An 18,700-nucleotide genomic window follows, 5' to 3' on the forward strand; every position below is an offset into this window, starting at 1 on the left:
CGGAACCGGCTCTCTCTCGCGCGGCAGCTGATCGCGGATGATCCGGCACGCAGGGGCCCGTACTACCTGACTGCCCGGCGGAGCTGAAGCGCGGCGGCCCCGTTCAGCGGGCAGTCGACCGTACGACCGTGAAGACCGCGCCCTCCGGGTCCGACACGGTCGCAAGCCGGCCCGTCGCACCGTCCATCGGGGGCTGGAGGACGCGCCCGCCCAGCTCGGCCACCCGGGCCGCGGCCTCGTCGGTGTCGGCGACCTCGAAGTGGGTCATCCAGTGCGGCCCCCGGTCGCGCGGCAGCGCGTGCCCCACGCCGTGCAGCGAGGCCACGGGACGGCCCTCCAGGTGGAGGGTCTGGTAGTCGAAGTCGGCGGAGACGACCGCCTCCGCCTCGAATCCGAAGACCGCCTGGTAGAACTTGCCGACCGTCGCGGTCTCCCGGGTCACCAGCTCGTTCCAGACCGGTGTCCCCGGGGCGCCCGCCACGGCCGTACCGGTGTGGGAGGCGGCCTGCCAGAGGCCGAAAACCGCCCCGCCCGGATCGGAGGCGATGGCCAGCCTGCCGGCCTCGCCCGCGTCGAGGGGACCGACCGCGACCGTGCCTCCGCAGGAGCGGATCGACTCCGCGGTGAGGTCGGCGTCGTCGGTGGCGAGATAGGTCGTCCAGGCGATCGGCAGATGCCGGTCGGGGGCGAGCTGCCCGAGCCCCGCGACCTCCTTGCCGTCGAGGAGTGCGCGGACGTACGGCCCGAGCGGGTCGGGCCCCTGCCGGAACTCCCAGCCGAACAGGGCCGCGTAGAACTCCTGGGTGGCCGTCAGGCCGTGCACCGTCAGGCTTACCCAGCACGGCGTTCCGGGTGTGCACCGCTCCGCAGCCTCGGTCATCGTCTTCTCTCTCCTCGGACGGTTGGGGTGGCCGTACGAAAGGACAGGACCGGTGCGTACACCGGTCCGGGGTGGTGGAGGTGATGTACGCCCGTGCAGATGCTCGCACCACCTGACGCGTGACATGCTCCGGCCGCGCCGCCACATGGCGGCTTCTCGACGCACAGAGTCAGATTTCTCCGGGAATATCCGCATCGATCTCGCTGTGGGCCGGGCGAATCCTGCGCGAGGATGGCACGTATGAAGCCCATCATCACCGCATCCGAATGTGCGAGCGAGTCGGCGGGGCCACGTCCGCCGGTGCTCCTCGACGTCCGCTGGCGACTGGGCGGCCCGCACGGCCGCCCCGACTACGAGGCCGGGCATCTGCCCGGCGCGGTCTTCGTCGACCTCGACGCGGAGCTGGCCGGCCCGGCGGGCAAGGGCGGCCGGCACCCGCTGCCCGACCCGGAGGACTTCGCGGCGGTGATGCGCCGCGCCGGAGTCTCCCGGAGCGCTCCCGTCGTGGTGTACGACGGCGGTCAGGGCTGGGCGGCGGCGCGCGCCTGGTGGCTGCTGCGCTGGACCGGACATCCCGATGTCAGGGTGCTGGACGGCGGCCTCGCGGCCTGGACCGGTGAACTGTCGACGGTGACGCCGACGTCGGCCGAGGGCGATTTCCGGCCGGAGCCCGGAGGGCTCCCGCTGCTGGACGCCGACGCGGCGGCCGCGCTCGCGCGCTTTGGACTGCTGCTCGACGCGCGGGCCGCCGAGCGCTACCGGGGTGACGTGGAGCCGATCGACCGCGTAGGGGGCCACATCCCGGGCGCCGTCTCGGCGCCCACCACGGAGAACGTCGGCGAGGACGGGCGGTTCCTGGCGGCCGACGTGCTGGCCGCCCGTTTCGCCGCTCTCGGAGCCGATGAGGCCCAGGGTGCGGTCGGGGTGTACTGCGGCTCGGGCGTCTCCGGCGCCCACGAGGTGCTGGCGCTGGAGCTCGCGGGACACCGGGCGGCCCTGTACGCGGGTTCCTGGTCCGAGTGGTCCTCCGACGCCTCCCGGCCGGTCGCGACGGGCCCGGACCCCCGGTAACCCGGCGGGCGGGGCCGGTTCCCGTGGCTGGACAGGGCAAGGGCCCGTACGCCGTCGCGCACGGGCCCTCGTCATGCCGCGGTCACCGGCTCAGTCCTGCTTCTTCCGGCGCGTACCGAACACGATCTCGTCCCAGCTGGGCACCGCTGCCCGGCGGCCCGGGCGGACGCCGTCCGCCTCGGCCTGGCGGTCCGTCGTCCCGGTGAGCCGGTCGCGGTGGCCGGCCACCGCACGCGGCATCAGCACGTCCGCGTAAGCGGAACCCGCTCCCGCCGAAGCCGCGGCCGGGGGCGGCTCCTCCGCATCGGGCTCCTGGACCGCGGGCTCGATGGCGGGCGGCTCGGGCGGCGCGGGCCGCTCCGGTACGACCATGTCGCCACGGAAACTCGGCACGGCCTCCAGCAGGCTGGTCAGCGAGTCGCGCTCACCGGCCGACACCACGCCGATGTGCTCATCGGGCTCGGGTGGCGGCGGGGGCGCGGGGCGTTCCATCTGGCGGTCCAGGGCGCGGTCGAGCGGCCGGTCGCGCGGCAGCCGTGCGATCCGGGGCACGAAGGGGAAGCTGGGCTCGGGCGCGGCGACGTCGTCGGTCTCGCCGATGAGCGAGCGGGCCTCGTCGTCCACGGCCTGGACGAGCCGCCTGGGCGGGTCGTACGTCCAGCTCGCCGAGTGCGGTTCGCCCGCGACCCGGTAGACCAGCAGCACTTCCCAGGTGCCGTCGTCGCGGCGCCACGAGTCCCACTGGACGGTCTCCTTGTCGGCGCCCCGCATCAGGAGGCGCTCATGGACCGCCTCGCCGAGCTGGGGGCCGGCGTTCTCGCCGGGACGGCGCACGGGAGTCTTCCTGGCCCGCTCGGCCATGAAGGCGCGCTCCGCGAGCACGGGGCCCTCGAAGCGGCGTACCCGGTCGACGGGGATGCCGGCGAACTGGGCGACCTCCTCCGCGGAGGCACCGGCGCGTATCCGGGCCTGGATGTCGCGGGGGCGGAGGTGGCTCTCCACCTCGATCTCGATCTGGCCGAGCCGGGCGCGGTCGTTGCGCACGGCGGCGCGCAGCCGCTCATCGATCGGAAGTGTGTACTCCGTGCTGTCCGCAGCTTTGAGCACCAGTCGTGTGCCGTCGTTTGAGACGGCCACGACACGCAGTTCGGGCATGGGAACCTCCCGGGTGGTGCCTGCCGACGTCACGTGCGTCGCTGCTTCCGCTAGTCGAGTGTGGCCTGCCCGGGTGCAGCCTGCCACAACCTTGCCAAGTTACCCGGCGTGTCGGGCCTTGGCCCTTGCACGCCGTGGTGGCACGGTTACCTGTGCGCGACACAAGGTGACCGCTTGGCCACTCTACGTCGCAGGCGCCGTGCGATGCCGCGGCGCCGCCGGTTCGAGTGCCGTCTTCGGCCCCCTCCCGTAAAGCGCGGAAACCCATGCGGGAGTCCGGCCCCAGGGCTCGCCACAGTACTCCATTCGGGCCATGCGGGTGGACCGGCGCGCCGCCGAAGTTCTCGCGCGGCGCGGGAGTTGACGCGTGTACCGATCGGTCATATGTACGCAATGCGTGTTCTGCTTCACAGAATCACCAGAAGCGGAACTATTCACTTCGCCCAGAGGTCCCTTCTGTTGCACGGTGGGAGTGTCAAGCAGGGGCAGGTAATGGTCGAGAAGCCGGAAAGTGACACAGAAACCAAGGAAAGGCGCATAGATCTGAGTGTGCCGCAGGTCGCCGGCAGTGCGGTGGCGGCGGTCGCCGCGGCTGTCATGGCCTCGCAGCTGGGTGTGTACGGAACGATTCTCGGCGCGGGGGTGATGAGCGTCGTCGCCACCTGCGGAGGCTCCGTCTTCCAGCACTTCTTCCGCCGCACGGGTGAGCAGATCCGCGAGGTCACCGTCCAGGTGAAGCACCCGGCGGGCCGTCAGGTGACCGTGCGGACGCGGGAGACCACACCTGCGAGGTACGGGCGGCAGCGGCCGGCGGACGACAGGACGACCGTGCTGCGGACGGTGCGCACCGATCCCGGCCGCACCCAGGAGCCCGACCTCGACCGCACCCGGCCGCTCGGGCGGGCGGACCCCGCGGACGGCGGTGCGGACGACGCGTACTCCGGCGCCACCACGCACGGCACGCGGGTGCGGGGCTGGAGGAAGCCGATCCTCGCGGCCGTCGCCGTCTTCGCGCTGGCGATGCTCGGGATCACCGCGTTCGAGCTCGTCTCGGGCAACGACCTCAGCGGCGGCCGGGGAACGACCTTCGGCTCCGTCGTCCAGGGCGGGGACCACGGCCCGGCACCCGACGAACCCGCGCCCCGGGCGGCACCGGCCAGGAACAGGGCACGGGCCAGGACGCCGACCCGTCGACCGGCAGCCGTTCGGCACCGGAAGCGGACCCGGGCGACGGCGCGAGCACCGCTCCGGGCCCGGAGCGGGAGGGGGGTGACGGCGCCACGGCGGAGCCGTCCCCCGTGCCTTCCGGCTCCGGCGGGACCACCCCGTCCTCCACCCCCACAGGGCCCCAGGGCGACGCCACGACCGCTCCCTATCCGACGGGCACGTCCGAGGGCCCGGTCGGGACGGACGGGACGGCCGACGACTCCGGAACCACCGGCTGACCACCAGGGAACGCACGCGGCCCCCGGCACCGGCCCGAAGCGGCCCGGTGCCGTTCCCGTCAGTCGCCCAGCACCCGGCGCAGGTAGTCGTTGCCGAAGAGCCGGTCCGGGTCGAGCCGGTCCCGTACGGTCGTGAACTCACCGAACCGCGGGTAGACACCGGCCAGGTACGCGGCGTCCCGGGTGTGGATCTTCCCCCAGTGCGGGCGTCCGCCGTGAGCGGTCATGATCCGTTCCACCGCGGTGAAGTACGCCTGGTAGGGCGTGCCCCGGTAGAGATGCACGGCGATGTAGGCGCTCTCACGGCCCGATGCCGTCGAGAGCGGGATGTCGTCGGCGGGCGCGGTCCTGACCTCCACCGGGAAGCCGATCCGCAGCGGCGAGCGGTCGATCATCGCCCGGACCTCGCGCAGCGCCTCCACGGCGCTCTCCCGTGGCAGCGCGTACTCCATCTCCATGAAGCGCACCCGGCGCGGGCTGGTGAAGACCTTGTACGGGATGTCGGTGTACGTACGGGCCGACAGGGCCCTGCTGGAGAGTCTGGCGATCGACGGGATGGTGGCGGGTACCGCCCGGCCCAGCGAGCAGGCGACCTGGAAGACGCCGTTCGCCAGCAGCTCGTCGTCGACCCAGGCGCCGACCCTTCCGGGCGGGGCGGCCGGGCCCGCGCTGCGGTTGTTGCGCTTGGTGGTGCAGTTGCCGGTGTGCGGGAACCAGTAGAACTCGAAGTGCTCGTTCTCGGTGAAGAGCCGGTCGAACTCCGAGGTGACCCGGTCGAAGGTCATCGGCTCCTCACGGGCCGTCAGCAGGAAGACGGGTTCCATGGCGAAGGTGATCGCGCTGATCACGCCGAGCGCGCCGAGCCCCAGGCGGGCGACGGCGAAGACATCCGGATTCTCCGCCTCGGAGCAGCGCAGCACCGTGCCGTCCGCCGTGACCAGTTCGAGGGCGCGGATCTGCGCGGATATGGACGCCGAGTCGCGGCCGGTGCCGTGTGTACCGGTCGAGGCCGCCCCGGCGGCCGTCTGCTCCATGATGTCGCCCATGTTGGTGAGGGAGAGCCCCTCACGGGCGAGCGCCAGGTTGAGCCGCTTCAGCGGGGTGCCGGCCTCGACCGTCACGGTCATCGTCGTACGGTCGATGTCACGGATGCCGGTGAGCAGGTCGGGCCGTATCAGGACGCCGTCCGTGGCGGCGGCCGCCGTGAACGAGTGTCCCGTGCCGATCGGCTTCACCCTGAGGCCGTCCTCGGACGCCCTGCGCAGCACCTCGGAGAGCTCGTCCACGGAGGCGGGCGTCACCGCCCGTGCCGGCCGGGCCGTGACGTTCCCCGCCCAGTTACGCCACGCGCTCGTCGTCGTCCGTGCGTAGGTGTCGCTCATCTTCCCCGCGCCCTCCCGTAGGCGCCGGCTTCGAGAGCCGGCGGTACCCCAGGAACGCCACAGCGGCCGCGAGCGCTCCCGCCACGACGGGCACCACGAACGCCGCCTCCGCTCCGGACGCGTCGACCACCCAGCCGGCGGCCGAGGAGCCGAGCGCCACTCCGACCGCGAGCCCGGTACCGGTCCAGCTCATGCCCTCGGTCAGCTCGGCGCGCGGTACGTGCTGCTCGACGAGGGCCATGGTGGTCACCATCGTCGGTGCGACGGAGAGGCCCGCGACAAAGAGCGCCACGGCCAGAAACGGCAGGTTCCCGGCCAGTTGGAGGGGGATCATACTCACGGCCATCACACAGACCCCGACCAGCCAGGTGGTGGACGGCCTGCCCTTGAGGTGCATCAGCCCGAACACGGCTCCGGCGAGGCAGGAGCCGAGGGCGTAGACCGCCAGGACGAGACTGGCCGCCGCCTTGTGGCCCTGCTCCTCGGCGAAGGCCACGGTGGCCACGTCCACAGCCCCGAAGATCGTTCCGGTCGCCACGAAGGTGACCACCAGGACCTGGAGCCCGGGGGAGCGCAGTGCCGAGCCGCGGGACTGCGCGGACTTGGGATGCGGGACCGGTTCGGTGGCGCGCTGCGCGGTCAGCCAGAAGACACCGGTCGCGAGGAACACCCCGGCGATCAGCGGACCCGCCTCCGGGAACCAGGCGGTGGACAGCCCGATCGAGATGATCGGCCCGAAGATGAAGCACACCTCGTCGACGATCGACTCCCAGGCGTACGCGGTGTGCAGTTCGCGGGGCGAGCCGCGGTAGATGTCGGCCCAGCGGGCCCGGGTCATCGCTCCCACGCTGGGTACGCAGCCGACGCCCGCCGCGAAGACGAAGAGGGTCCAGTCGGGCCATCGCTGCTGGGCGCAGACGAGCAGCCCCGTGACCGCCGCGACCGAGACCAGCGTGGCCGGGCGGAGCACCCTGCGCTGCCCGTAGCGGTCGACCAGCCGGGAGATCTGCGGCCCGAACACCGCCGCGGCCATCGCCAGGGTGGCCGCGAGCGCGCCGGCCAGCCCGTACCGGCCGGTGATCTGGGAGACCATGGTGACGACGCCGATCCCCATCATGGACAGCGGCATGCGGCCGAGGAACCCGGCCGTCGAGAACGCCTTGGAGCCGGGGGCGGCGAAGATGGCGCGGTATGGGCTGGGCAAGGGGCACTCCGGTCGAGCCTGTCACGCGTGAAGATGGCCGATACAGCTTACGGGCGGAACCGCGCGTCCGACACCGGGCGCACGCCGGACACCCCCGCCGCCCCGCGCCCGGACGGATGCCGGATGTCGGTCGCCGGGCTGTCGGACCCGGGTGGCAGGATCGGGTGCATGTCCGATCTGCGCGATCCCGCTCCCTACGACGCCCTGCTGCTGCTCTCCTTCGGGGGCCCCGAGGGCCCGGACGACGTGGTCCCGTTCCTGGCGAACGTGACCCGCGGCCGGGGCATCCCCGAGGAGCGGCTCAGGGAAGTCGGCAAGCACTACTTCCTCTTCGGCGGCGTCAGCCCCATCAACGGGCAGAACAGGGCCCTGCTCGACGCCCTGCGCAAGGACTTCGCGGAGCACGGCCTGGACCTCCCGGTCCACTGGGGCAACCGCAACTGGGCGCCCTACCTCACCGACACCCTGCGCGAGATGGTCAGGGCCGGACACCGCCGTATCGCCGTGCTCGCCACCAGCGCCTACGCCTCGTACTCGGGCTGCCGGCAGTACCGGGAGAACCTCGCAGAGGCCCTCTCGGTCCTGGCGGCCGAAGGGCTGCCCGTGCCGCGCGTGGACAAGCTGCGGCACTACTTCAACCACCCCGGTTTCGTCGAGCCCATGACGGAAGGCGTGCTGGCGGCGCTGGCCGGTCTCCCCGAGGAGCTCGGGGCGGGCGCGCACCTCGCATTCACGACCCACTCCATCCCCACGGCCGCCGCCGACACCTCGGGCCCCGAGGAGGCCCACGGCGAAGGCGGGGCGTACGTCGCGCAGCACCTCGACGTCGCCCGCGTGATCGTGGAGGCCGTACGCGAGCGGACCGGTGTCGAGCACCCGTGGCAGCTCGTCTACCAGTCGCGGAGCGGGGCCCCGCACATCCCGTGGCTGGAGCCCGACATCTGCGACCACCTGGAGGCCGTCCACGACGAGGGCGCCCCCGCGGTCGTGATGGTCCCCATCGGCTTCGTCTCGGACCACATGGAGGTCCTGTACGACCTCGACACCGAGGCCGCCGCCAAGGCCGCCGAACTCGGACTGCCCGTACGCAGGTCCCCGACCGTCGGCGCCGACCCCCGGTTCGCCGCCGCCGTGCGCGAGCTGGTGCTGGAACGCTCGGCGGCCGAGCGGGGACGGGCGGTGGAGCGGTGCGCCATCGGCGCGCTCGGCCCGGCCCACGACCTGTGCCCGGCCGGCTGCTGCCCGGCCCGCACCCCCAAGCCCGCCGCGGCGGGCGCGGACAGCCCGTACGCCTAGAGCCCGCGCACCGACCGCAATCCTCCTGGGAGCACTGTGACCGACCCCTTCCTGACCGAACTCCTCGACCTGGCCCTCGAAGCGGCCCGCCGCGCGGGCGCCCTGCTGCGCGACGGCCGCCCGGCGGACCTGGGGGTGGCCGCGACGAAGTCCAGCCCCATCGACGTCGTCACCGAGATGGACATCGCCGCCGAGAAGCTGATCACCGGCTTCCTCGCCGAGCGCCGGCCCGGAGACGGGTTCCTCGGCGAGGAGGGCGCCAGCACCGGGAGCAGCACCGGCATCCGCTGGGTCATCGACCCGCTCGACGGCACGGTGAACTACCTCTACGACCTGCCCACCTGGGCGGTCTCCATCGCGGCGGAACGCGACGGCGAGCGGATCGTGGGCGTGGTCGAGGCGCCGATGCGCCGCGAGACGTACCACGCGGTACTCGGCGGCGGCGCGTACGTGAACGGGGCCGCCCTGCGCTGCCGTCCCGCGCCCCCGCTCGACCAGGCGCTGGTGTCGACGGGCTTCAACTACGTCACCGACGTCCGCACCCACCAGGCCGCCGTGGCCGCCCAGCTCATCCCTCGGCTGCGTGACATCCGGCGCGGCGGTTCGGCCGCCGTCGACCTGTGCGACGTCGCCGCGGGCCGTCTCGACGGCTACTACGAGCGCGGCCTGCACCCGTGGGACCTCGCGGCGGGCGACCTCATCGCCCGGGAGGCGGGAGCGCTCACCGGCGGGCGTCCCGGACGGCCCGCCGACGGGGGACTGACCGTGGCCGCCACTCCCGGCGTCTTCGAGCCCCTGCAAGCACTTCTGGAGGAGCTGGGGGCCTGGCACGACTGACCGGGGCCCCGCGCGGAGCCCCTCGCGGCCCGTGCGGGCGCACCGTAAAGGAAAAGGGCCCCCGGCTGCCGTGTCCGGCGGCCGGGGCCCTCTCGTAGCGGCTCAGACGGTTGTGGCGCTGACTTCGACGCCGTGCTGGGCCGCGATGCGGCGCAGGTCGTCCAGCTCGCCCTGCTCGACGTCCGCGAGGAAGTCGTCACCTGTCTCGCGAGCCCTCGTGAGATCGGACTCGGTGCTCCTGATGCGTTGCAGCAGACCTGCGGTGAAAGCGTCCATGGAGCGCCCCTTCATCGTGGGTCGGTGGCACGGGTGTGCCCGGGGTCCCTCCGGCCGTGGACCGGAGGGCGGGATGATCACGTTTCCCCCAGGGGGACGGACAGGGCAGTGGCGGGCCACATGCGGGTGTGATCTGGGGTGTGCAGTCGTCTTCCCCAGCTCCAATCCGGCAGAAACCTCAACTGACCCGGTAATCGACCGCATTCCCCTGGGACCCGGAGTCGGGCGGGGTCGTCTTACCGCCGGTTTATGCGCGTTGCGGGCAGGATGGACGCGCACGGTCGGGTCGCCGGCGTGCGGCCCCGACCAAGGTCGTTCGCCTTCCGGGCGAACCGAGGTGTCTGACGTATCCGAAGTGTCTAGGGAAGGACAGCGCCGTGCGCGTACTCGTCGTCGAGGACGAGCAGCTGCTCGCCGATGCGGTGGCCACCGGCCTGCGCCGGGAGGCCATGGCCGTCGACGTCGTCTACGACGGTGCCGGGGCCCTGGAGCGTGTCGAGGTCAACGACTACGACGTGGTGGTGCTCGACCGGGACCTCCCGCTGGTCCACGGCGACGACGTCTGCCGCAGGATCGTCGAGCTCGGCATGCCCACCCGGGTGCTCATGCTCACCGCGTCCGGTGACGTCAGCGACCGGGTGGAAGGGCTGGAGCTCGGCGCGGACGACTACCTGCCCAAGCCCTTCGCCTTCAGTGAGCTGACCGCGCGGGTACGGGCCCTGGGGCGCCGCACGACGGTCGCGCTGCCGCCGGTCCTGGAGCGCGCAGGGATCAAGCTCGACCCCAACCGCCGCGAGGTCTTCCGGGACGAGCAGGAGATCCAGCTCGCGCCGAAGGAGTTCGCCGTGCTGGAGGTCCTGATGCGCAGCGAGGGTGCGGTCGTCTCGGCCGAACAGCTGCTGGAGAAGGCGTGGGACGAGAACACCGACCCGTTCACCAACGTGGTGCGCGTGACGGTGATGACCCTGCGCCGCAAGCTCGGCGAACCGCCCGTCATCGTCACGGTGCCCGGTTCCGGATACCGGATCTGAGGTCGCCGTGCCAGCCGCCCCGGCGCCCCCCGTGACAGCGCCTCCCAAGCCGACCTGGGAGCCCAAACAGCAGGAGCCCTCGTACCCCTGGCTGCGCCCGACCATCCGCATACGCCTCACGCTGCTCTACGGAGGCATGTTCCTGATCGCGGGCATCCTGCTGCTCTCGATCATCTACATGCTGGCGGCCCAGGCCCTGCACGTGGGCAGCGAGCTGCCGTTCCAGATCGTGACCGGCCAGGTCACCAGCGAGGTCTGCGACCTTCCCAAGAACGCCACGCCCGATGCCTTCAACGCCGCCATGAACGCCTGCGTCAACCACCAGCGCAAGCAGGCACTCGACACCCTGCTCAACCGGTCGCTGCTGGCCCTGGTGGGCCTGAGCATCATCGCGTTCGCCTTCGGTTACGCCATGGCGGGCCGGGTGCTCTCCCCGCTGGGCCGGATCACCCGCACCGCCCGCAGGGTGGCCGGAACCGATCTCTCCCGCCGGATCGAGCTGGACGGCCCGGACGACGAGCTGAAGGAGCTCGCCGACACCTTCGACGACATGCTGGACCGCCTGGAGCGTGCCTTCACGGCCCAGCAGCGGTTCGTGGGCAACGCCTCGCACGAGCTGCGCACCCCGCTCGCCATCAACCGCACCCTGCTGGAGGTGCACCTCTCCGACCCGGAGGCCCCAACGGAGCTCCAGCAGCTCGGCAAGACCCTGCTGGCCACCAACGAGCGCAGTGAGCAGCTGGTGGAAGGGCTCCTGCTGCTGGCCCGCAGCGACAACCAGATCATCGAGCGCAAGCCCGTGGACCTGGCCGAGGTCGCGGATCGCGCCATCGACCAGGTCCATACGGAGGCCGTGGCGAAGGGCGTGGAGATCCGGGGCGAGCGGGCCCCCGCCCTGGTCCAGGGCAACGGTGTCCTGCTGGAGCGGATCGCGCTGAACCTCGTGCAGAACGCTGTCCGCTACAACGTGGCCGAAAACGGCTGGGTGCAGGTCACTACCCGGCTCCAGCCGGGGCAGGCTCTCCTCGTCGTCTCGAACACGGGCCCCGTGGTGCCCGCGTACGAGATCGACAACCTCTTCGAGCCCTTCAGGCGGCTGCGTACCGAGCGGACGGGCAGTGACAAGGGGGTCGGCCTCGGCCTGTCGATCGCCCGGTCCGTCGCCAGGGCGCACGGAGGCCGTATCATCGCGGAGCCCCGCGAGGGTGGTGGTCTTGTGATGCGCGTCACTCTGCCCGTCTGAGCGGGTTCGCGGAGCGAGGTGTTCAACGGATCGCGCTGTTCGCTTTAAGCGGAATTTTCGGGACCCGTGCCCGGTAAGTCCGTGTGTGATCGATCACAGGTACGAAAACCGGCTCCTCCACTCTCCGTGATCGCGTCGCCGTCGGAAAGCCGGGAAACGTCCGGGTTTCCGGGGGTCGGTATCACGGGAAGTACACGGGGTGGCACCCGTGAACAGCGGTATCAGGACCGTGTACGGTCCCCATCGCCACCCAAGCCGACCTCTCCCGAGGGGCCCGGTTGGGTGTCGATTGAGTAACAGACCTTGATGTGAGGCAAAATCTCCGCCTCAGGCCGGGCACAAGTCCGGCCTCTCACGCGTTACGTGCGCTGGAGACACCGCAGATACCCAAGAGGGGGAGAGCGACATGGCAACGGATTACGACACCCCGCGCAAGACCGACGACGATGTGGACCAGGACAGCCTCGAAGAGCTCAAGGCTCGTCGGAGCGACAAGGCCGCATCGGCCGTCGACGTCGACGAGTTCGACGCGGCCGAAGGACTGGAGCTGCCCGGCGCGGACCTGTCCAACGAGGAACTGGCCGTACGGGTCCTGCCCAAGCAGGCCGACGAGTTCACCTGCATGAGCTGCTTCCTCGTGCACCACAGGAGCCAGCTGGCCCGCGAGAAGAACGGCCAGCCGATCTGCCGCGACTGCGACTAGGCCGGGTCGGCCGTGACAGGCGACACGCCGTTCCGGAAGCGGCGCTTGTGGCAGAAGAAGGCCGTGGAGGCGCAACAGGGCGGCACAGGCCCGGCAGCAGGCGCAAGCCCGCCTGCCGAGCGTACGGCCGCCCTGCCGCCCTCCGGCGGTACACCTGACGACGGGCGGGGCCCCTCGGCCTCGCTCGAAGCGGTCCCGGCGGAGCCCACGACCGGGGCAGGCCGTCTGAGCACACTGAGAAGAGGCGTACGCAAGGGCGGGGAGAGTGCCAGAGCCGGCGTCGGCCAGTTGGCCGACCGGATCATCGACACGGCTCCCCGCGTCCCCGTGCGCGATCTCGACACCCTGCGCAGGCAGTTCCCGGGGCTCGGCCCCGAAGAGCTCGCCGACAAGCTCATCGCGGGTGCGAGCAGGGCCACCGCCGCAGTCGGCGCGGGAATCGGCGCGGCGGCCATGATGCCCGTACCGCCGGCGATGCTCGCCGAGGTGGCCGCGGAGATCACCGGCGTCGCCGCGATCGAGCTGAAGCTCGTCGCCGAGCTCCACGAGGTCTACGGCCGGCGCCCGCCCGGCAATCTCAGCCAGCGCAGCGCCGCGTACCTGACGTCCTGGACGCAGGAGCGCGGTATAGACGTCTCACGGCCCACCACGCTGAACGCGGCGCTCGGCGGCCAGATGAAACGCGAACTGCGCCAGCAGATCATGAAGCGCATGGTGCGCGACCTGCCGAACCTCATCCCGTTCATGGTCGGCGCCGCGGTCGGCGCGGTGATGAACCGGCGCGACACCGTGAAGCTCGCCGAACGGATCAGGAAGGACCTGCGCGAGGCCCAGGTCCCCTGGGACCGGCTCCCCGAGCTGCCCGCGCTGGAACAGCCCGGGAACCCCGCGCTGCTGCCAGGGGAGCCGAAGGGCTAGCACCGCCCGGCCGGATCAGGCCGCCCGCACCGCCGTCAGGGCCGCCACGAGGGCCTGCGGTTCACGGGTCGACAGGAAGACGTACGGAGTCGGGTCCGCCGGGTCCGCCACCTCGACCCGCACCGCCGTGGGGATGTAACTGCGCAGCAGCATGAACGCGCGCGGGTCGGCCCTGTGCGAGCGCCAGGCGCGCGCGCTCTCCGCGTCCAGCGCCTCCGCCTCGCCGAGCGCCGACAGCGGAATCCGCGCGTCGCCCGCGACGAGGGCGCCCGCCACCACGCGGATGCGCGCGGAGCCGTACGAACTCACCACGACCGCCGAGGCGGCCGTACCGCCGGCCAGACCGGCGAGCAGCGGTACGGTCCCGAGCGGCAGGAACATCAGGGCGCAGGCGATGCCGGCTCCGAAGGCGATGACCCACCAGGAACGGGGAGCGGTGAGGCGTTCGTCGAAGAGCGTTGCGGAAGGCTGCATGAAACCAAGCTTGGCACGGAGCGACCAGCGGTCGCCCGCGCGGGTAAGGTCTGCGCCTGTGAGTGGAACATCTAGGGCCCTGACGCCCCCGGCCGACGCCCTCGCGCCGGTGCGGCACCCCGAAGCCCCGGCGCCGGGAGAACTCCTCGGCGCGCACTACGAACACTGTTTCGGCTGCGGCGGGGGGCAGGCGCACGGGCTGCACCTCCAGGCCCGCGCCGGAGAGGGCGTGCGCGTCACCGCCGAGTTCACGGTCAAGGCCGCCCACCAGGGTGCCCCCGGGCTCGCGCACGGCGGCATCCTGGCCACGGCGCTCGACGAGACGCTCGGCTCGCTGAACTGGCTGCTGCGGGTGATCGCGGTCACCGGACGGCTGGAGACCGACTTCGTGCGGCCGGTTCCGGTGGACACCGTCCTCTTCCTCGACGCCGAGATCACCGCGGTCCACGGCCGCAAGATCTACTCGACGGCCACCGGCCGGATCGGCGGCCCGGACGGGCCCGTCGCCGTCCGTGCCGACGCCCTCTTCATCGAGGTCAAGGTCGACCACTTCATCGAGAACGGCCGTCCGGCCGAGATCCGGGCCGCCATGGCCGACCCCGACCAGGTCAAGCGCGCCCGCGCCTTCGAGGTGAACCCCTGATGCACCCTCCTCTCGACGTACTGGTCCGCCGGCTCGACCCCGAGGTGCCCATCCCCTCGTACGGTCACCCGGGCGACGCCGGGGCCGATCTGGTGACCACGGAGGCCGCCGAACTCGCCCCCGGGGAACGGGCGGTGCTGCCCACAGGGGTCTCGGTCGCGCTGCCGGACGGTTACGCCGCGTTCGTGCACCCGCGCTCCGGCCTCGCGGCCCGCTGCGGAGTGGCTCTCGTGAATGCCCCAGGGACGGTTGATGCCGGGTACCGTGGGGAGATCAAGGTGATCGTGGTCAACCTCGATCCGCGCGAGACCGTGCGGTTCGAACGTTTCGACCGGATTGCTCAGATGGTCGTCCAGCAGGTCGAGAAGGTGCGCTTCCACGAGGTGGCGGAACTTCCCGGTTCGGCGCGGGCCGAGGGTGGCTTCGGGTCCACCGGCGGTCATGCCGCGGTGGACGGCGTCACGGGCGGGATCACCCAGGGTGGGAACAGCTACGCTTCGGTCGTATCCGACCGGGAAGGACAGTGACGTGTTCGGACGTCGCAAGAAGAGTGGTTCCGCCGAGGACGCGGCGGACGAAGCGCGCGAGGCCGAGCAGGTCGCCGACGAGCTCACCGAAGGCGCCGCGAGCGGCTCGCGCCGGATGAACCTCCCGCCGGCCCCGAGGCCGGACGGGCCGTGGGACTTCGACGAGGTCACCCAGCCCGGCGAGGGCCGGGTCGACCTCGGCGGCATCTTCGTGCCCGGAGTCGAGGGCATGGAGCTGCGGGTCGAGGTCGCGGGTGACGCGATCGTCGCCGCCACCGTGGTCCTGCGGGACAGCGCGGTGCAGCTCCAGGCGTTCGCGGCCCCCAAGAAGCAGGGCATCTGGGGCGAGGTCCGGGAGGAGATCGCCTCGGGCATCACCCAGCAGGGCGGCATCATCGACGAGGTCGAGGGTCCGCTGGGCTGGGAGCTGCGCGCCCAGGTCCCCGTACAGCTGCCGGACGGGACGAACGGCGTACAGCTCGTACGTTTCGTCGGGGTCGACGGGCCGCGCTGGTTCCTGCGCGGAGTCATCTCGGGCCAGGGTGCCGTGCAGCCGGAGGCCGCGGGACTGCTGGAGACGATCTTCCGGGACACCGTGGTCGTCCGTGGCGACGGCCCGATGGCGCCCCGCGACCCCATCGTCCTCAAGCTCCCCAACGACGCCCAGATGGTGCCGGAGGGTGTACAGCAGGAGGAGCAGGAGGGCTCGAAGTTCTCCGGTGGAATGGGCCAGCTCCAGCGCGGACCCGAGATCACCGAGGTGCGCTGAGCCGCTCCCCGCAGCATCGGCCGGTGGGCCGTACCCGCGTGTCCGGGGTACGGCCCACCGGCTTCTCCGCATCCCGCGCCTTCCCGTGTCCGCGCGCGACGGCGGAGCCCGCCGGGCATCAGAATCCCGTCAATACGCACTCGCGAGCCACCCCCGGCCCGATATGCCGGAAATCCTCGGAGTAGTTTCGAATCGGCTGCCGCACAGGCCGCAGCCGACTCCGGAAGACGATGGGGCCATGGGACGCGGCAAGCTTCGGATCTACCTGGGTGCGGCACCGGGCGTCGGCAAGACGTACGCGATGCTCTCCGAGGCCCACCGCCGGGTGGAACGGGGCACCGACTGCGTCGTCGCCTTCGTGGAACACCACGACCGGCCGCGCACCGAGGTGATGCTGCACGGGCTCGAAGAGGTACGGCGCCGTGACATCGAGTACCGCTCCGCCGTCTTCACCGAGATGGACGTCGAGGCCGTCCGCGACCGGGCGCCCGCCGTCGCCCTGGTCGACGAGCTGGCCCACACCAACGTGCCCGGCTCGCGCAACGCCAAGCGCTGGCAGGACGTCGAGGAACTGCTCGCGGCGGGCATCGACGTCATCTCGACCGTCAACATCCAGCACCTGGAGTCGCTCGGCGACGTCGTCGAGTCGATCACCGGGGTACGGCAGCGCGAGACGGTCCCGGACGAGGTCGTACGCCGCGCCGACCAGATCGAACTCGTCGACATGTCGCCCCAGGCGCTGCGCCGGCGCATGGCCCACGGCAACATCTACAAGCCCGACAAGCTCGACGCGGCCCTGTCCAACTACTTCCGCCCCGGCAACCTCACCGCACTGCGCGAGCTGGCCCTGCTCTGGGTCGCCGACCGGGTCGACGAGTACCTCCAGCAGTACCGGGGCGAGCACAACATCCGCACCACCTGGCAGGCCCGCGAACGCATCGTCGTCGGGCTGACCGGCGGCCCCGAGGGCCGCACCCTCATCCGCCGTGCGTCCCGCATGGCCGCCAAGGGCTCGGGCAGCGAGATCCTCGCCGTGTACATCGCCCGGAGCGACGGGCTCACCGCGGCCTCGCCCAAGGAACTCGCCGTACAGCGCACCCTCGTCGAGGACCTGGGCGGCACCTTCCACCACGTCATCGGCGACGACATACCCTCGGCGCTCCTGGCGTTCGCCCGTGGGGTCAACGCCACGCAGATCGTCCTGGGTTCAAGCCGCCGCAAGACGTGGCAGTACATATACGGCCCCGGTGTCGGCGCCACGGTGGCCCGCGACTCCGGCCCCGACCTGGACGTCCACATCGTCACGCACGGGGAGGTCGCCAAGGGCCGCGGCCTTCCCCTCGCCCGCGGCAACCGGCTCGGCCGGGCCCGCATCCTGTGGGGCTGGGCCGTGGGCGTCGGAGGGCCGGCGCTCCTCGCGCTGTTCCTCAGGAGCCTGGAGGACGGCCCCGGGCTCGCCAACGACGTGCTGCTCTTCCTCTTCCTGACCGTCGGCGCCGCACTGCTCGGAGGGCTGCGCCCGGCCCTCGCCTCGGCCGCCGCCGGCTCCCTGCTGCTCAACTACTTCTTCACGCCGCCCACCCACACCCTGACCGTGCAGGACCCGGAGAACTTCGTCGCCATCGTGGTCTTCTTCTCGGTGGCGGTAGCGGTCGCCTCGGTGGTGGACCTGGCGGCCCGCCGCACCCACCAGGCGGCCAGGCTGCGTGCCGAGTCCGAGATCCTCTCCTTCCTCGCCGGCAGTGTCCTGCGGGGCGAGACGGCTCTGGACGCGCTGCTGGAGCGGGTCCGCGAGACCTTCGCGATGGAGTCCGTCGCCCTCCTGGAGCGGCAGAGCGACGTCGATCCGTGGACCTGCGCCGGATCGGTCGGCCCGGCGCCTGTCGTCCGCCCGGAGGACGCCGACGTGGACATGCCGGTCGGCGACCACATGGCGCTGGCGCTCTCCGGCCGGGTGCTGCCCGCCGAGGACCGGCGGGTGCTCGGTGCCTTCGCCGCCCAGGCCGCCGTCGTGCTGGACCGGCAGCGCCTGGTGGGGGAGGCGGAGGAGGCCAGGCGGCTCGCCGAGGGCAACCGGATCAGGACCGCGCTCCTCGCCGCCGTCAGCCACGACCTGCGGACCCCGCTGGCCGCCATCAAGGCCGCCGTCAGCTCGCTGCGCTCCGACGACGTCTCCTGGTCCCACGAGGACGAGGCGGAGCTCCTCGAAGGCATCGAGGACGGAGCCGACCGGCTCGACCACCTCGTGGGCAACCTGCTGGACATGTCCCGCCTCCAGACCGGCACGGTCACCCCGCTGATCCGCGAGATCGACCTCGACGAGGTCGTCCCCATGGCGCTCGGAGGCGTACCCGAGGGAAGCGTCGACCTCGACATCCCCGAGAGCCTCCCGATGGTCGCCGTCGACCCCGGCCTGCTGGAACGGTCCGTCGCCAACATCGTCGAGAACGCCGTGAAGTACAGCCCCGGGGAACGCGTGTCGTCGTCGCCGCCAGCTCGCTGGGGGAGCGGGTCGAGCTGCGCGTCGCCGACCGGGGACCCGGCGTCCCGGACGAGGGCAAGGAACGCATCTTCGAGCCCTTCCAGCGCTACGGTGACGCCCCGCGCGGCGCCGGGGTCGGCCTCGGCCTCGCGGTCGCCCGTGGTTTCGTGGAGGCCATGGGCGGGACCCTCGACGCGGAGGACACCCCCGGCGGCGGGATGACCATGGTCCTCACCCTCAAGGCGGCGGCCGGCGCCGTTCCCGCCCGCACCGGCCTGCCCGCCCCGGTCACCCCGTGACCCTCGATCCCGTACCCCGTACACGCCCCGTGCTTCCGTGCACTCCGTACAGCAGAAAGGCAGAT

Annotated in this window: 17 protein-coding genes and 2 pseudogenes; 13 read left to right on the plus strand and 6 right to left on the minus strand. The window is 72.0% G+C overall.

Annotated elements, in window-relative coordinates:
- Nucleotides 1–103: 103 nt before the first annotated feature.
- Nucleotides 104–880 (minus strand): VOC family protein, encoded by a 777-nt coding sequence (locus tag Sfulv_RS22095; protein ID WP_173316285.1) that lies wholly within the window; start codon nt 878–880, stop codon nt 104–106.
- Nucleotides 881–1,120: 240 nt separating this feature from the next.
- Here Sfulv_RS22095 and Sfulv_RS22100 point away from each other — a divergent pair, with 240 nt between their 5' ends.
- On the plus strand, nt 1,121–1,951 hold the full coding sequence (locus tag Sfulv_RS22100; RefSeq protein ID WP_173316286.1) for a sulfurtransferase: 831 nt from the start codon (nt 1,121–1,123) through the stop codon (nt 1,949–1,951).
- Nucleotides 1,952–2,041: 90 nt separating this feature from the next.
- On the opposite strand, the gene sepH is transcribed toward Sfulv_RS22100, so the two are convergent.
- Entirely contained in the window at nt 2,042–3,106 is a 1,065-nt protein-coding gene (sepH, locus tag Sfulv_RS22105; RefSeq protein WP_173316287.1) for a septation protein SepH, read from the minus strand.
- Nucleotides 3,107–3,598: 492 nt separating this feature from the next.
- Between sepH and Sfulv_RS31545 the strand changes: the two are divergent.
- Together Sfulv_RS31545 and Sfulv_RS31730 are read left to right on the plus strand one after the other, a co-directional pair.
- A pseudogene (locus Sfulv_RS31545) lies at nt 3,599–4,362 on the plus strand (hypothetical protein); the annotation flags it as partial.
- Between the two features lie 42 nt (nt 4,363–4,404).
- On the plus strand, nt 4,405–4,551 hold the full coding sequence (locus Sfulv_RS31730) for a hypothetical protein (RefSeq protein WP_256669321.1): 147 nt from the start codon (nt 4,405–4,407) through the stop codon (nt 4,549–4,551).
- Nucleotides 4,552–4,610: 59 nt separating this feature from the next.
- Here the strand turns inward: Sfulv_RS31730 and Sfulv_RS22115 are convergent, their stop codons facing one another.
- The gene (locus Sfulv_RS22115; protein ID WP_173316288.1) at nt 4,611–5,933 is read right to left on the minus strand and encodes a D-arabinono-1,4-lactone oxidase; all 1,323 of its coding nucleotides are present in this window, start codon (nt 5,931–5,933) and stop codon (nt 4,611–4,613) included.
- Nucleotides 5,890–7,137, minus strand: a complete 1,248-nt coding sequence (locus Sfulv_RS22120) for an MFS transporter (RefSeq protein ID WP_173316289.1) — start codon at nt 7,135–7,137, stop codon at nt 5,890–5,892. Before Sfulv_RS22120 ends, Sfulv_RS22115 begins: the two co-directional genes overlap by 44 nt.
- A gap of 168 nt (nt 7,138–7,305) precedes the next feature.
- On the opposite strand from Sfulv_RS22120, the gene Sfulv_RS22125 reads away from it, so the two are divergent.
- Both Sfulv_RS22125 and Sfulv_RS22130 read left to right on the plus strand, forming a co-directional pair.
- Nucleotides 7,306–8,433, plus strand: a complete 1,128-nt coding sequence (locus tag Sfulv_RS22125; protein WP_173316290.1) for a ferrochelatase — start codon at nt 7,306–7,308, stop codon at nt 8,431–8,433.
- Between the two features lie 36 nt (nt 8,434–8,469).
- Complete coding sequence (locus tag Sfulv_RS22130) at nt 8,470–9,270, plus strand: inositol monophosphatase family protein (protein ID WP_173316291.1); 801 nt, start codon at nt 8,470–8,472, stop codon at nt 9,268–9,270.
- A gap of 102 nt (nt 9,271–9,372) precedes the next feature.
- Here Sfulv_RS22130 and Sfulv_RS22135 read toward each other — a convergent pair whose 3' ends face one another.
- Entirely contained in the window at nt 9,373–9,546 is a 174-nt protein-coding gene (locus tag Sfulv_RS22135) for a hypothetical protein (protein ID WP_173316292.1), read from the minus strand.
- Between the two features lie 377 nt (nt 9,547–9,923).
- On the opposite strand from Sfulv_RS22135, the gene Sfulv_RS22140 reads away from it, so the two are divergent.
- The 4 genes from Sfulv_RS22140 (at nt 9,924) to Sfulv_RS22155 (ending at nt 13,441) form a co-directional block, all read left to right on the plus strand.
- A complete protein-coding gene (locus Sfulv_RS22140; RefSeq protein WP_173316293.1) occupies nt 9,924–10,577 on the plus strand; it encodes a response regulator transcription factor in 654 nt (217 codons plus the stop codon).
- A gap of 7 nt (nt 10,578–10,584) precedes the next feature.
- On the plus strand, nt 10,585–11,820 hold the full coding sequence (locus tag Sfulv_RS22145) for a sensor histidine kinase (RefSeq protein WP_173316294.1): 1,236 nt from the start codon (nt 10,585–10,587) through the stop codon (nt 11,818–11,820).
- Nucleotides 11,821–12,226: 406 nt separating this feature from the next.
- Nucleotides 12,227–12,523, plus strand: a complete 297-nt coding sequence (locus tag Sfulv_RS22150) for a DUF4193 domain-containing protein (RefSeq protein ID WP_030577297.1) — start codon at nt 12,227–12,229, stop codon at nt 12,521–12,523.
- 12 nt (nt 12,524–12,535) lie between these two features.
- On the plus strand, nt 12,536–13,441 hold the full coding sequence (locus tag Sfulv_RS22155) for a hypothetical protein (protein ID WP_173316295.1): 906 nt from the start codon (nt 12,536–12,538) through the stop codon (nt 13,439–13,441).
- Nucleotides 13,442–13,456: 15 nt separating this feature from the next.
- Here the strand turns inward: Sfulv_RS22155 and Sfulv_RS22160 are convergent, their stop codons facing one another.
- Entirely contained in the window at nt 13,457–13,915 is a 459-nt protein-coding gene (locus Sfulv_RS22160; protein WP_173316296.1) for a DUF3093 domain-containing protein, read from the minus strand.
- A 58-nt stretch (nt 13,916–13,973) separates the two neighbouring features.
- Here Sfulv_RS22160 and Sfulv_RS22165 point away from each other — a divergent pair, with 58 nt between their 5' ends.
- The 4 genes and pseudogenes from Sfulv_RS22165 to Sfulv_RS22180 all read left to right on the plus strand — a co-directional run bounded on the left by Sfulv_RS22165 (nt 13,974) and on the right by Sfulv_RS22180 (nt 18,635).
- Nucleotides 13,974–14,558: a PaaI family thioesterase gene (locus Sfulv_RS22165; protein WP_173316297.1), complete on the plus strand. Its 585-nt coding sequence runs from the start codon at nt 13,974–13,976 to the stop codon at nt 14,556–14,558.
- On the plus strand, nt 14,558–15,085 hold the full coding sequence (gene dut, locus Sfulv_RS22170) for a dUTP diphosphatase (protein ID WP_173316298.1): 528 nt from the start codon (nt 14,558–14,560) through the stop codon (nt 15,083–15,085). The genes Sfulv_RS22165 and dut overlap by 1 nt, the downstream gene beginning before the upstream one ends.
- Nucleotide 15,086: 1 nt before the next feature.
- Complete coding sequence (locus Sfulv_RS22175; protein WP_173316299.1) at nt 15,087–15,854, plus strand: DUF3710 domain-containing protein; 768 nt, start codon at nt 15,087–15,089, stop codon at nt 15,852–15,854.
- Between the two features lie 238 nt (nt 15,855–16,092).
- Nucleotides 16,093–18,635: pseudogene (locus Sfulv_RS22180) on the plus strand (DUF4118 domain-containing protein).
- Nucleotides 18,636–18,700: the final 65 nt, after the last annotated feature.

It is taken from the genome of Streptomyces fulvorobeus, from assembly GCF_013167895.1.
Classification (GTDB): Bacteria; Actinomycetota; Actinomycetes; order Streptomycetales; family Streptomycetaceae; genus Streptomyces; species Streptomyces fulvorobeus.